We start from the raw sequence: 12,908 nt of genomic DNA, 5'->3' as shown, positions 1-12,908 counted from the left end.
TCCACATCCCAAGGCACAAAGAAAAAATACACACACACCCACAAAAATTCTTGCTTCCGTGAGAAATGTGTGTAGAATTACACACAAGAACAGACGGAGACTGACGATGAATTCATCGAAAATCATCCGGATGCTCGAAGATGATGGTTGGAAGTTAGCGCGAATCACTGGCAGCCACCACCACTTTAAACACCCAACGAAGCCGCTACTTGTGACGGTGCCTCACCCGAAGAAGGATCTGCCAGTTGGGACTGTTAAAAGCATCCTGAAAGCCGCCGGCCTGTAAAGCCGGTGGCTTTTTCACCAACCTTCTGGTGACTTGGATGCGGACAAGGAGTGCACGAAATAAGGAGTATCGCAATGGAATTTCCCATCGCAATTCATAAGGATGATGGGAGTGTCTATGGAGTGACAGTGCCGGATGTTCCGGGCTGCTTCTCCTGGGGCGAAACCATCGACGACGCCATCAGGAATGCAAAGGAAGCAATCAAAGGCCATATCGAAACGTCGCTTGAGTATTCGGAAGATGTGACGTTTTCCTGCTCAGACATCGAGGATTTGGCTAAGCGTGAGGAATTTGCTGGCGCCGTTTGGGCTTTAGCAGATGTCGATGTAACAAAGCTTGATAGCAAACCGGAGCGCATCAACGTTAGCTTCCCGCGCTTCGTCCTTCACAAGATCGATGCTTACGTTGAAAAACGCCATGAGACCCGTAGCGGCTTTCTCGCTCGCGTCGCTTTGGAGGCGCTTGCCCATGAAGCTTGACTAAGAAGATGCCACACCAAGCGCGATGCGGGTTTGGCTTGAATGCAGATCCCACCCCATAGGGGGTGGGATTTTTTTTCCCCAATTCCCTCACCAAAATACTGTGTTTTTATACAGTATCTTATGATAGTTTACCTCCCTCGAAGTCACCCGAGAGAGGTCGCCATGCAAGCCCCCCACACCCCCAGATTTATCGTCGTCCCATTCCGCAAAGGGTCAGGGGGCGACCTGTTGCCTGTTGAGGTGAGGCCGGCCAGCACGAGCGCCGGCGCCGTGCGCGTCGCCCATTCAATGCGCGACCGGCACGCGGGCATAGCAGCCTACGAAGTCCTGCTTGATCCGGAGACTGGGGCGATGGAGTCGCCGAAGGTCCTGTTCCAGCATGGGAGAACTCCGGCACTCGATGAGTACGCCGCGGCGTAATAGCGGTGCGTCATGGATATCAGAATCATCCGCGCTCGCGGCCGCGCTGATTATGCTCGCGCCTTGGGCGAGACTGACCGCGTCGATCAGCGATTCCAGGGTGACACGAGCAAAGGGTTCAACATGATGCCCGGCGACCTGGTCCCGCTTGCGTTCCGAAGCGATAGCGGTGCCCTGAACATCAACGTCGCTCAGTGGGGATTCGCCCCTGACAATGACCTTGGAAAGCGATATGGCCGGCAGCCTTTCGCTCAAGCGGAAACGGCCGCAGACAAGCCCTATTTCAGTGAGGCTTGGCAGCACCATCGATATCTGGTGTGCGCTTGCGGCTGGACGATCGTGATTGGGAAGGGAAATGAGAGAGAGGCTTGGCATGTCCGCCCGCGCAACGGCGAGCCAGTGTTTCTACTCGCTCTCGGCGCACCGGTGTACTGGTCGGCCGTCTCTGGATTCTCTGTGCTGGTAGCCTCGGCTCCAGGCAAACTGGCTGAGCTGACGCCGCGCGTACCGGTCACCCTGGCCGGCGAGCAAGCACGCTTCTGGCTCGCCCCCGGCCTGGCGCCGCGAGAACGAGACATACTCGCTCGTCACACGATGATGGGAAATGCCTTCGAGTGGGCACGGGTCACGCAGCATGTGCTGAACCCGAAAATGGACGGCCCCGCGCTGCTCAAGCGAGCACCTAAGCTGAGCGAGTTCCGCTATGGAGAGAATGCAGATGAGTGGTGGGAGAAGCCGAGCCACAGCGCCTACCCACGAAAACGCTAACTCTAGTGATCTTTTTCCGATGGTTGATCGCTTTGATTATCATTTTTCGTCAGCGCATCGTAGCTGCGCTCGCAGGCAAGTCCAGCGATGTGGGCAGCGTCAGCGCCAATGCGACGCACCGGCGAGCCGAACGCCCCAGTACATGAGCCACTGGCGCCAGACCGGCACGCAAGTGACGGCGGAAGCTTCACGAAGCACCTTGTCAGCCACCGCCCTCGACACAGGCTTTGCAGTGTAGAGCCAATCGTGCACCGCTGCGGCCTCATTCGACGTGCCGCCGGCCAGCCAGTACACGACGGGCAGCCGAGGCACCGACGCGAGATCAGTGACGAATCCGCGCGGCACGACGAAGGTCTGATCTGCCACGTCAGACTGATACACGAGCGCCCGCACGAGCCGCCACCGGCCGTCATCGCAATCGGTGGCGTTTTCCATCACCAGTCGGGTCAGGAACCGGCTCATTTCGCTGCGTCGGTCGATTGATCCGATGGCCAAGCGGCGATTGAAGCCGCCAGCAGGATCTGCGCAGTGGTCACGCCCAGCACGATGCGATCCTGGTCTTGCGCGGACAGCGGCGACGCCTTCACCACCGTGACGATTGCCGGCAGGCCTGCACTCGCAAGCGTTTGCAGGTTGACGGCGTCGACCGTCGAGCCCGCCGCACAAACAGCGCTCACGACAGGCTGCGCATCGGCAAGCGCGTGCAGCGCAGCATCGCTCATGCCGCTGACTTGCTGTAGCGACGTGATAGCCACTTCAACCGGCGGGCACACCCGTGCGGCAACTTGCGTCGGGGTTGGCACCGACTGGCTCGTCGTAGAACAAGCCGTTACGGCGAACGAAAGCACGGCCGCGCACGCGGCCAGAATGGCGAAACGCTTCATGGTGATTTCCTTACGGGGTGGTGAGTCGAACGGCGGTGGCCGCCGCGCTCGCGACGGCTGCTGAGATGCTAGAAGCGATGCCGCCACCGGCGGTAATCGGCGCACTGGCTGATACGCCCGTCTCGGCAAAGTCAAGGGTGAATCCTTCGGGGGTGTTGGTCACACGCACGGTGACTGCGCCGACGTCCTTGCTACTCGAGACGGATGCCTTGCAGCAGATCAGTTGTCCCGCAGCGTCATAGAATGGCTGCACCTCGTAGCGTGCAGTGCCGACACACGCGGCTAGGACAACGCTGGCTGCGCATGCAAACGCCGAGCGGATCACTGCGGCGTGCCCGAGGGCGGTGTCTGATCGGTCTGCGGCTTGCCTGCGCCAACATGCACGGCGCCAAGCGTCGCCAAGGCAGCACCGATTGCAGTGATGAAGCCATCGACAGGCGTCTTCCCGGCATATGCAAAGAGCCCCCAAGCGGCAAGCAGCGCGGCATAGCACAGGACTTTGGTGCGAGTGTTCATTTCGTCGTTTCCTTATCGTGGTGGTGGATGACCTCGCTCGGAGTGAACTGATATCCCTCGACGGCGTATTTCTGTGCGAGCAGCAGCGGAAGCGGCAGCATGTGAATGCCCACCCCCTTGCCGATGTGATGCTCTTTACAGAGCAACATCCCGTTGACGGTCATGTCGTCGACAAACCGGTACGGATCGAAGGGTTGGGCAGCCAAAAACCCGTCCCAATCGAATGCACGGGCACGCTCGCCCCAGATACCCGCTCGGCAGTCCTCAGCGAAGCGCGGCCAGTCGATCATGTTCGCGGTGCTGCGCTCGATCGGATGGTGATGCGCCTCAAGCGGATGCCCGGTGTCGTGATCAGTACCGCCGCAGACGAAGCAGCAGCCACCCTCGCGCTCGATGAGCGCGTGACGCGTACGCGTGAATAGAGGCGTGGTTGTGCGTGGCTCGTGCCCCGGAAGCAGCACGTCGACAACGAGCGTCTCACGCTCATCGTGGGTTTTGGTTACGTCAGTCATAGGCCCCCAAGAAGCAAAAAGGCCGCCCGAAGGCGGCCAGCGACGATGTGGTTCATCAGTTTCGGTCCCCAAGAAACTGCCGCCCTTTTCGCTTGAGAGCCCCTTCAATGAATTGAGCACCAACCACGCCGAGCGCACTGCCAATCCCGTACAGCGCCAGCGGCGGAATGTCCGGAATTTGGATCAGCACCACGCCAGCAATCATTGATGCGCCGGCGCCCAAGATCGAGCGGCCAACCATCAGGCGGATCGTCAGCACCTCATCGCTGACCAGCAATTTTCCGAGTCCCATGAGAGCCCCCAACAGAGCCAGCCCCGCAAAACCCCACAGTGTTTTTTCGTCGCCCATCGATCCCCCCGGATTTAGGCTGCAATGACGCCGCCTGCGCGCCGGTAGGCGTCAAGCAACAAGTCGAGAGAATTTTCGTGTTGGCCGTATCCAGCGCCGGGGAGGCTCGCCCAGCGGCTCGCGCATTTTGCGATGGCCGTTGAGGTCCGCCCCGCAACGATATCCGGCATAGCACCGCACTCGCGGATGAGACGAAGTGCAATCAAATCTTGGCTGCGCGGCGAGAAGTCGGGCAGTTTTAATAGCGGCCGGTAACTATCGAATATCCACGCCAGTATCTGATATCGCCCCGCCGCCGTAGATTGCAGCGGTTTGCCGGTTCTCGCGTCGATCTTCGGCTTCCCGTTCTTGTCGAGAATTGTCACCTTGATGCGTGGATGGTCTTGGTAGTTGGTGAACAACGTCGGCTTAGACTGGCTGCCCCCGACGATGATGTTGTAACCATCATCGGAGTTGGCCATCGCAAGCCGGCCCAGCTCGCTCACGGCGAGCGTGTCCAGGAAGGCGAGCGCGTTCCTGCCGCCAGCGCTGGCAGCATCGATTTGTGGCATCGGGAAACCTCAGAGGGAGGCGTTAGCCCCAGTTGATAGCCTGTACGGCGTCGATGGATGTAGCCGAGGCGATCGCTTTCTTCAACTCTGCGCGCTTCTGAAAGGCAGCCCAACCATTGGCTAACATGGCTGTATAGAGCCCTTCAAGATCCTGTAATGAAAAGCTGACTAACGTGTTGTCTTCAGCTTTCCAGAAAAACCCTGTCGGCACTGAGCCCGCAAGCGAGTATCCCTGCACGGCCTGCATCAGAATCAACTGACTATCCGAGTCCGCCTGATAAGTCTGTGACACCCCGGCTGAGGTCTTGAACGTTACGCTGGACGTCGAGGCGAGGACATATGAAGCATCGATCGCAGCGCACTGCAGCACCTTTGCCTGCGCCAGCAGCTCTTCCGAAGTCGCCGCGGCAGGTGCCACGAGTACACCATTCACGACCGTATGGCCACGAGAAGTGAGACATTCTTGCCATTGTGCGTCGGTGATCTCCATCACATTTTCGATACCTACAGGCACCGGGCTATCGACGCTATCGTAATAGGCGGTGATAACGCCTTGCGCGTCATATGCTGCGTACTTTTGGCCCAAAATTCGCTCCAAAAATTAATATCCAATGGCGATTGCGGTAAAGCCCGTGAATGCCGCAATCGCGCTGTAGCAATAAACTCTGAACTTTGCAGTGGTTGTCGCAATGGGATTCCATTGCACTACACCGTCGTTCTGAGATGTGCTGTTCTCCCCATTCCCAACTATTACGGACAACACGCCGTTTGGAAATGCGATGGGGAAATTGATATCCAGCGTTTGCTGCCCGCTTCCAGGAAAGCTATAGGACGAACCAGTCCACTGAATAATTAACCCGTTGGGCAGTTTCGTATACCCATTGGGAGCGATCGACGCCCCCATCATTCCGCCATAGACAAGTTGCGATGAGCCATCAATCAAGGCCCATCCAGAAACCGCATTCGACGACTCAAGTACGGCGGTTGCGCCGTTGCTCATTGACAATGACGTAATAGAGGCACTGTTCGGATAAATCTGGTCCGGTACTGCTCGTTGAATGGTCACAGCTGCGGATGCCGTGCAAATGAACGTGATCGACTCGCCATCCGGCAGCGCAGATCTTGCTGGTAGCGTTATGGTGTATCCGCCCGCTCCGCCGAGTACTACGATTTTCCCTGCATAGCTCGCGTCAAGCGTGGTTGCGGCAGAAAGAGGCACGGACGCCGCATGTCGGAACCCAGCGGATTTTACGCCGGCAGTCGTTGCGAACTTGGCACTGTTGTCGAACTGCGGAGGCGTTGAGCCATACGACCCGGCACCAAGCTGCTGGGCACCTCCCGTGCATTCAATGAGAACCCATGCGCCGTTTCCGCTGTTCAGGTTAGACGCGACCACGTAGACCAGAGTAGCGACGCCCTTCGCCGGCAACTCACCACCTTGCAGTTGTGCGTTCGCCATGCCCAGAATTGGTTTGGCGGCAAGGCCGTCCGGCGCGTACGTCGCAGCACCGGTGTTGGCATTCGCGATGCTCACCACTTGAACGAAGCCACTGGCTGGAAGTGCCGTCAGCGCCGGCGTGTTAGATGCCGCATAGGCGTTGGCAGTACCGACATCTACAAGGACCGTTTTGGTTTGTACTAGCCTGCGAATTGCCGCGACGACCTGCGTATTATTGTTGCGATCCGCAGCGATACCGCCTGCTGCAAGCACACCCATCAGTTCTTCCTGAATCGCATTCCAAGCGTACGCTGGCAACCGAGTTGCCGGCGTATTCGTTGCCGGATTTCCGCTCGTGGCTTGGCCCGGTGTCCCCGTCGCTGGCGCGGTATCGCCGCTACCTACCGGGACCGTATATTGCGCTATCAATCGATCCATATTGATGTGGTCAGTTGTAGTTGAAGAGGGGAATGGTGTGAGCAGGCGCGTACGCCGATATCTCACATTGAAGAACGTTGTTATTCCAAGATGCAAACGGCTCGCCAAAAACGCTGGTGTCAAATGCGAAATAGCGAATCGAATATGACGGGGCGTTCACCTGCCAAGCAAAAGCCCAATCCGGCCCGTTCAACGCATCGCCAAATGACGCCTGTCCGAAGACGAACGGCGAAAACTGCGTGATAGTGACGGAGTAGCCGAGATTCGTGGCCAGTTGGATGAAATATGCGACGGACTGTCCACCAACAGCAGCAAGTCGAGCCACTGCTTGGGCGCGACGCGCTTCTATCGTCGGTGCCACTCCCGCACACGGGTCCGGCAACCCAAGTGTTTTCTCCCACTCAGGAAGAAGCTCGAACGCCGTACCGGGAAACGAATCGATCAGCAGGTTATTGGCCCGCGCAGTGTTCTGCGCATAGATCGAACTTAGTCCGCGGATTACCTTCGTTTGAAGCGCATCAGGGTCCCGAGGCCAGACTGCGCCGCGAGGCATGAGCCCTTGGAACGCGTGCAGATAATCATCTGTCGACAGTGATGGAGCAAGCATCGCCTTCCTTACGGATATGTAATTGTCCCGAGAGTCGGAAGCTGACCAGTCGTATTGGTGATGTTGCCAACAGGGCTAGTAATCACGGATCCACTTGTTCCCGAGATCGACCCGATCGCCGAATTGATATCCAACATATCGATCGTTCCGCCAGGAGCGCCGTTTGCACGGAACACTCCGGCGATAGCCGCCGAGATTGCGGACTTAATCGCGTCAGATGCCCCCGACAGGCCCGTGATCGTGAAGTTGATGGCATTGGCAATCGGCGAGCAGACATAAACAAGCGCAGTCACTGGCTGCAGCGGAAAGATCGCATTTGCTACGGTGAGCTGATCGCCCATCGCGACGACGCCCCTGGACTGCTCCCCTGTTGCCACTCCGTCGGCTCCTTGCGGGAAACCGCCATGGGCCGCCTGGGCATCATCGAGCATCACGTACACAACAACGGTGCCTGCACCGAAGCCGTTTCTAACCACCCACGCGCGAGTCACGCCAGGCACATCGAGCGCCCACGTCGAATAGTCACCGGCGGCGCCTCCTTGGGGCGTCGCTTGATAGGCGCTCATCACGCGCTCGCTGAAGTCGTCTTCCTCTTCGGCATCGGCCCCGCCGGTGAATGCGGCAGCAGCAGCCCCGCTGCTTTGCACCCCAGGAATGGCGACTCCAAGCGTGACGACAGTTCCGGCATCGCAGTTGCCTGCCGCACCAAGCTGATCAGCGACGAAAGAAACGGTGGCAACTCCATTCGCCTGAACGGCAGCATCCGCTTGCGAGGTATAGGTAACCCCGTCTCCCCGCGCGCCAGACGAGCCCGCAGGAATCACCGTGCCCGGCACCCCCGAGAACGGGACGACTCCTGACGCCGCGGTGGGCGATTTCTGGAACGTGTTGCGCAACGCCCCCCACCCCGCTAGATACTCGCCTGTGGAAGTCCACGGAACCGCCTGTTTGGCGATGTAGTCGATGTATCCGTAATGAAGGTGCGCTAGGCCAGCTTGAACTCGACCAGTGATCTTCAGGTTTGCAAATCGAAGCAACGGATCGGAACCGGATACATTGGACGCGATGTCGGATGCAACCTGCTGTTGAAGCTCAGTTAGTGTGGGTCGTTGGTACGGCATCAGTCATTCCCCTGCCAAGCCCATGTGAAGGTGTTCGGCACAATTGAGCCGTCCTGCTTGTAAGCCGTGATCTGGGCGCCCAACTGGCCCCGCTTGATCCACGAGACGTTTATGTCGAAACGGGCCACAACCTTGTCGTCGATCATCCATTGGATGGCTTCTACGATGTAGTCATATGCCCGCTGCAGCGTTTCTTTGGTCTGCTTCTCTCGGAAGATGAGCCACATTCGAGAGCCGATCGGGCCGGCGGCGACGTCATCCCCCCACCAGCCGCGCGGGTCGGTCGTGCCGTCGGGAATGATGTCGTCCAGATCCGCCATTCGATCGGTAAAGAGACTGATCAGGAGCGCCGTTGTGACGTCGTTTCCCGTCTCGAGTGCTGCGCCGGCGAGAATCCAGTCACCGCGGTTCGCAGCAGAGTCCCAAACGGTTGAGGTATCCATGCGCACCAAACAAAAAAGCCTCCGCGAGGGAGGCTTGTGGGTCAATATAGGCAGCGTTCACTGATGTTGATTTGGCGGATCGCTCGTTACGCTCGACGAACCGCCCTGCACGCCCTTGACCGGGTGCGTATGCTCGTTCGAAATCTGCCGCATATCCGCAAGCGTGTGGGGATTGCTCGCGAAGTTGTCTTGCATGTCGCCACTCGATTTCACCAGCGGCGTATCAAACTCGACACCGGCCGGCGCCACAAGCTTGAACTTGCCGGTGCAGTTCCAGGTGACATCCGATGCACTGTTGACCACGACAGGCTGCCCCTTAGCTTCGACCACGATCCCACCGTCCGCCGTCAGATAGACAGACTTCCCGTCCTGGCTGTGTAGGATCGACTCGCCAGGGCTCAGGTCGCGAGGGCGCGACGCCTGGTGACAAGTCCCAATGACAATACCCTTCGAACGGTCTCCACCAAGGAACGCAACCACGCCGTCGGAACCGTCCGGCGGGTTCGAAGAGAAGCCGAACTCTGCGATGCGCGGCGATCCATCCCGCACCTCCGTCGAACTGAGCGCAATCTGTACAACCTGGACCCCACCAGAGTCATTCACCGCTGATATCAGTGCGCGCGCAAATGCAGTTAGCGCTCGGCGAACTACTCTCTGTACCGGCCCCACATCAAGGTCTCGTGTCATCGCAAGGGTACCGTTCCAATGAGATCGCCGTATTGCGGGTAGAGCAAGATCGGCTTTGGCTCAAATGCCTCGGGCGGCATCAACGTCAATTGAGCATGGGTTCCAGATTCGTCGAGGCTATAGGTCACCTCGGCAATCATTAGGCGCTGCGGCACGGTGCCGGCTTGGTCACCAGATACCTTCAGGCTAGGAATCAGCACGTCGATTAGCTTGTTCGGCTCCCACAGGTTTCCCGCCACATCACGCCAATTGTCGACTGTGACATGAATTACTTCTGCGCGGCCTCTCCTCCAAGCCACCTCCCACAGTGCCCGCTGCTTGCCAACTTCCCATCCAAGTTCGCCAGCCTCAGCAAAGATGACGCGCTCACGGCGACGAGGAACGTTAGGGTCGGTAGCTGTGAAATGAGGGGCAGTGATCGACGTCAGATCCTGCATATTGTTCGTGCCGGTCAGCAACGCCGTTACATGCGAGAAGCGCTGATCCATCGATCGCTCGGCGGTTGCTGCCTCGATGTTGATGCCCTCCTGAACGCCACTCGCCATCACCTCTGTGCCGGCGCGCGCAAGCACCATGTTGCCTCCTCGGTCTTCGTAGACCAGCAGGGCACTGTAGCGCGAGGTACGCTCAACGACCTCATACGTGGACTCGCCAGGGATGATGTTGATCTGCGGGATCATCAACAGCCCCTCCACATCACAACTCACATCAATGTCGTAGACAGCGGCGAGTTTCTTGGCCATCGTGTACGCATTGACGTTGCTCATCTGCCCGTTCGGCCAAACGGCGGCGCAGTCCAGAAGGTCCTGGCACTTACCGCGACCGGTCACGCGGATGTCGTGTGACTCGGCGGAGATACTCGGCACGACGCGATCCACGTAGCCCGTGATGATGCTCTCACCGCCGATCTGCAAAACACATTTGTCGCCAGGCGAAGCAACTACATCTTGCGCTTGCCCCGGAAACAGTTCAGTCATCTCAAGCTCAAAGTCTCCAGGAAAGCGCTCAATGCCTCTGGTGACGCGCAGCCTTGTCCATCCGGACAACCGAGCCTCGTCAATCGAAAGTGTAATATTGTCGTTCGTCATATGCGGAATACTGAATCATGAGATTACAGATCGGTGCTTTTTCCGTCGGCCTATTTGCACTCTGTGCACACGCCGAACCGGTGTATCAGATCAAGTCCGAGGGCGCTATTGCATGCGAGTCGGCTGAGGCCCTGCACACCGCAATCACGTCTCAGAATGGGCAGCTTCCACAGTCATGCACTAGACTTGAGGCGGGTTACGCGTTTGAGGCAATCAATAGGTCAGATACGTACGTACCAAAATCAGAGACGGAACCGATCCTTGGCCTGATCTACGGGCGTCCAATTGCGACTGCGAACGAACGGAGTAGCGCATCCTATTTCAAGGTGCTTCGATCGGCCGCAGAGCCTGTCCTAGACGACAAGGGCAAAGTCGTCATGGCCAAATGCGACTACCCCCAGACCTTTGTGACGAACAAGCTACTTGCCGCCCCAGATGGAAAGCTCTATCTGAAGCAAGGCAAGGTGACTATCAAATGCGTGAACGGGGAAATGCGGCAGATCTACCAGCCGCTCAACTAAAAGCTGGCGGCTGGGTTCCGAGAAACCGAATCAGGCCGCTGCCCGACTTTCAATCCGGAACGGACTGAGCTGAGTCAGTCGCTCGGCTGCCACCGCGATGATTCTCGGAAGCAGGCGTTCGGAAATGATTCCAGGCTCACGGATGAGCCCCACGATCTGATTCTCCGTGAGGATGTACGCGTCTCGGCTGATGAGTTTGAGGCGCCAACGATCGTCGTCGTAGCTGAGCAACCAGCGATCACCCGACAGGATTTGGCGAAGCGCATCGAGAGCGTCCATTTGCTCAATCACCGCAATAAGGTCTGCTTCGCCCTTCGGCTCAGCATCAAGCACTTCCCACTCGGCCGCAGTTCGCGTCACGATGCTCACAGCCTCCGTGAATTCCGATTGCGGAATTTGCCGGTATGCAACCTTGAAGTGGGCTTTCAGCTTCGACCAGACCCGCGTTGCAGCCGCACCCTGCTTCATCTTCGGCAGGCGCTCAACGTGAGTCTTGACCATCAAGCGAAGCACCTCCTGCTGTTCGCCCGTCAGCACATCATCCGGATTGACCGCGAACGCCATGCGTTCGTTGATGGCAACACCTTCGGTCCAGTATTTCCAAAGGACGTCGTCGCACTCGGCTTGGTATTCAACAACGCGCTCACGAAGCTCGGGGCGAACTTTCCCGACATTGATCGAGTGAAGCCAGCCCGGAAGTTTCTTGACCGGGAGGCTAGACATGAGACGTTGCTTCCCATCACCAGCAACTATGGTGATTTCCACCATAGTTGAACCGAATCGCTGCTTCATCTTGACGTGCTGGCTCTTCCAATCGAGCCCCATGCCTTCCACAATCGGCTTCATCGGCGTGTACGGCTGCCCATCGTGTTCGACGAGCAACAGGTCCGTTCCGTGAAACGGCACCGAAATTTGGCGTTTCACGGCCTGAGTGCTATTCTTGTTCATGATCTGTGTTCCTTCCTCAAGGGGTTCACTGCGTCACCAACGCCTGACCGGTTGCCGCCGGTTGGGCGTTTTCTTTTGATCGACCCGCAACGAGTCGAGACAGAATCTCTGCCGTGAGGCTGCGGAAATTCTTTGCGGCATCCTGTTCGAGTTCTCTCTTCAAATCTTCCGGCATCCTGATATTCACCTGCGGCATTGCGCGAGCGCCACGCATCAGCACCTCCAATTTGTATACACCGGCACACTACCGGCAAGCACATCCTAGATTCTAATTGACTCAGAGTCAATTAGATTCTTTGAATCTTTCTGACTCTAGTTCGATAATTGATACATGAGCGAGAAATCCCAACTCCCCCCTTACCCGTTCCGCATGCCGCCCGAGCTCCGGGAGCAGGTGGAGGAATCTGCGCGAGCGAACAACCGCTCTCTGAACTCGGAGCTGATCGATCGCATCCAAAAATCGTTTTCCCAGGTCCAATGGGAAAAACTTGACGACCCCGATCTTTCTCGCGTAGAGATTTCCAACTTTACGAAGATGGAGATTGACGACTATGCGAAGAAGTACAAGCTGTCATTCGAAGAGGCGCTCGCAAAGATCGTCGCTGCGGGTACCGACCCGAACGCACCGTTCGTGATGTATGTGCGCGTGCCGGAGCGCGCGACGCTGCAAGAAGTGCGACAAATCATGCTTGAGGCAAAGTCACACGCCCCAGACGATGCAACGGTCTACTTCGACTCGTACCGCAAGCAAAAATAGCCCGGCGCATTGGGCGGTATACGATATCCAGGTTGAACACAGAAAGCCCCGGCTGCTGCTAACAGTCCGGGGCTTTCGCTCTTTTGCGGTTT

The 12,908-nt window shown here is 57.8% G+C and carries 21 protein-coding genes; 5 read left to right on the top strand and 16 right to left on the bottom strand.

Features of this window, described 5'->3' with window-relative positions; genetic code table 11:
• Positions 1-106: 106 nt before the first annotated feature.
• The 3 genes from AT395_RS09470 (at position 107) to AT395_RS09455 (ending at position 1,956) form a co-directional block, all read left to right on the top strand.
• Entirely contained in the window at positions 107-286 is a 180-nt protein-coding gene (locus tag AT395_RS09470) for a type II toxin-antitoxin system HicA family toxin (protein WP_048629124.1), read from the top strand.
• A 74-nt stretch (positions 287-360) separates the two neighbouring features.
• Positions 361-765, top strand: coding sequence for a type II toxin-antitoxin system HicB family antitoxin (locus AT395_RS09465; RefSeq protein ID WP_048629123.1), 405 nt, complete (start codon positions 361-363; stop codon positions 763-765).
• Positions 766-1,200: 435 nt separating this feature from the next.
• The gene (locus AT395_RS09455; protein WP_048629121.1) at positions 1,201-1,956 is read left to right on the top strand and encodes an SOS response-associated peptidase family protein; all 756 of its coding nucleotides are present in this window, start codon (positions 1,201-1,203) and stop codon (positions 1,954-1,956) included.
• Positions 1,957-2,055: 99 nt separating this feature from the next.
• On the opposite strand, the gene AT395_RS09450 is transcribed toward AT395_RS09455, so the two are convergent.
• The 14 genes from AT395_RS09450 to AT395_RS09385 form a co-directional block, all read right to left on the bottom strand.
• Entirely contained in the window at positions 2,056-2,418 is a 363-nt protein-coding gene (locus tag AT395_RS09450; RefSeq protein ID WP_048629120.1) for a DUF1353 domain-containing protein, read from the bottom strand.
• On the bottom strand, positions 2,415-2,840 hold the full coding sequence (locus tag AT395_RS09445) for a hypothetical protein (protein ID WP_048629119.1): 426 nt from the start codon (positions 2,838-2,840) through the stop codon (positions 2,415-2,417). Before AT395_RS09445 ends, AT395_RS09450 begins: the two co-directional genes overlap by 4 nt.
• 10 nt (positions 2,841-2,850) lie before the next feature.
• Positions 2,851-3,093: a hypothetical protein gene (locus AT395_RS09440; RefSeq protein WP_124988637.1), complete on the bottom strand. Its 243-nt coding sequence runs from the start codon at positions 3,091-3,093 to the stop codon at positions 2,851-2,853.
• A gap of 68 nt (positions 3,094-3,161) precedes the next feature.
• Complete coding sequence (locus AT395_RS09435) at positions 3,162-3,356, bottom strand: hypothetical protein (protein WP_048629117.1); 195 nt, start codon at positions 3,354-3,356, stop codon at positions 3,162-3,164.
• Positions 3,353-3,868, bottom strand: a complete 516-nt coding sequence (locus AT395_RS09430; protein WP_048629116.1) for a hypothetical protein — start codon at positions 3,866-3,868, stop codon at positions 3,353-3,355. Before AT395_RS09430 ends, AT395_RS09435 begins: the two co-directional genes overlap by 4 nt.
• A gap of 55 nt (positions 3,869-3,923) precedes the next feature.
• Positions 3,924-4,217: a phage holin family protein gene (locus AT395_RS09425; RefSeq protein WP_048629115.1), complete on the bottom strand. Its 294-nt coding sequence runs from the start codon at positions 4,215-4,217 to the stop codon at positions 3,924-3,926.
• A 14-nt stretch (positions 4,218-4,231) separates the two neighbouring features.
• Positions 4,232-4,768, bottom strand: coding sequence for a glycoside hydrolase family 24 protein (locus AT395_RS09420; protein WP_048629114.1), 537 nt, complete (start codon positions 4,766-4,768; stop codon positions 4,232-4,234).
• 22 nt (positions 4,769-4,790) lie between these two features.
• Positions 4,791-5,366 (bottom strand): DUF4376 domain-containing protein, encoded by a 576-nt coding sequence (locus AT395_RS09415; protein ID WP_058375181.1) that lies wholly within the window; start codon positions 5,364-5,366, stop codon positions 4,791-4,793.
• A gap of 3 nt (positions 5,367-5,369) precedes the next feature.
• Positions 5,370-6,644, bottom strand: coding sequence for a gp53-like domain-containing protein (locus AT395_RS09410; RefSeq protein ID WP_156219728.1), 1,275 nt, complete (start codon positions 6,642-6,644; stop codon positions 5,370-5,372).
• 10 nt (positions 6,645-6,654) lie between these two features.
• Positions 6,655-7,251: a YmfQ family protein gene (locus tag AT395_RS09405; RefSeq protein ID WP_048629111.1), complete on the bottom strand. Its 597-nt coding sequence runs from the start codon at positions 7,249-7,251 to the stop codon at positions 6,655-6,657.
• An 8-nt stretch (positions 7,252-7,259) separates the two neighbouring features.
• Entirely contained in the window at positions 7,260-8,372 is a 1,113-nt protein-coding gene (locus AT395_RS09400) for a baseplate J/gp47 family protein (protein WP_048629110.1), read from the bottom strand.
• Positions 8,372-8,815 carry a phage GP46 family protein gene (locus AT395_RS09395; RefSeq protein WP_048629109.1) on the bottom strand — a complete coding sequence of 148 codons (444 nt, stop codon included), beginning with the start codon at positions 8,813-8,815 and terminating at the stop codon, positions 8,372-8,374. Before AT395_RS09395 ends, AT395_RS09400 begins: the two co-directional genes overlap by 1 nt.
• A 57-nt stretch (positions 8,816-8,872) precedes the next feature.
• The gene (locus AT395_RS09390; RefSeq protein WP_231606130.1) at positions 8,873-9,418 is read right to left on the bottom strand and encodes a phage baseplate assembly protein V; all 546 of its coding nucleotides are present in this window, start codon (positions 9,416-9,418) and stop codon (positions 8,873-8,875) included.
• 80 nt (positions 9,419-9,498) lie between these two features.
• Positions 9,499-10,590, bottom strand: a complete 1,092-nt coding sequence (locus AT395_RS09385) for a phage baseplate assembly protein (protein ID WP_048629107.1) — start codon at positions 10,588-10,590, stop codon at positions 9,499-9,501.
• A gap of 17 nt (positions 10,591-10,607) precedes the next feature.
• Here AT395_RS09385 and AT395_RS09380 point away from each other — a divergent pair, with 17 nt between their 5' ends.
• The gene (locus AT395_RS09380) at positions 10,608-11,111 is read left to right on the top strand and encodes a hypothetical protein (protein ID WP_048629106.1); all 504 of its coding nucleotides are present in this window, start codon (positions 10,608-10,610) and stop codon (positions 11,109-11,111) included.
• Positions 11,112-11,141: 30 nt separating this feature from the next.
• Here the strand turns inward: AT395_RS09380 and AT395_RS09375 are convergent, their stop codons facing one another.
• Both AT395_RS09375 and AT395_RS09370 read right to left on the bottom strand, forming a co-directional pair.
• Positions 11,142-12,059 carry a phage antirepressor N-terminal domain-containing protein gene (locus AT395_RS09375; RefSeq protein ID WP_053086379.1) on the bottom strand — a complete coding sequence of 306 codons (918 nt, stop codon included), beginning with the start codon at positions 12,057-12,059 and terminating at the stop codon, positions 11,142-11,144.
• 25 nt (positions 12,060-12,084) lie between these two features.
• Positions 12,085-12,255, bottom strand: a complete 171-nt coding sequence (locus AT395_RS09370; RefSeq protein ID WP_156219726.1) for an Arc family DNA-binding protein — start codon at positions 12,253-12,255, stop codon at positions 12,085-12,087.
• A 135-nt stretch (positions 12,256-12,390) separates the two neighbouring features.
• Between AT395_RS09370 and AT395_RS09365 the strand changes: the two genes are divergently transcribed.
• On the top strand, positions 12,391-12,816 hold the full coding sequence (locus AT395_RS09365; protein WP_082164793.1) for an Arc family DNA-binding protein: 426 nt from the start codon (positions 12,391-12,393) through the stop codon (positions 12,814-12,816).
• Positions 12,817-12,908 lie beyond the last annotated feature (92 nt).

It is taken from the genome of Pandoraea apista, assembly GCF_001465595.2.
GTDB classification, from domain to species: domain Bacteria; phylum Pseudomonadota; class Gammaproteobacteria; order Burkholderiales; family Burkholderiaceae; genus Pandoraea; species Pandoraea apista.
The sequence above is the reverse complement of the archived record's forward strand: the minus strand, read 5'-3'. Positions and strand labels throughout refer to the sequence as shown.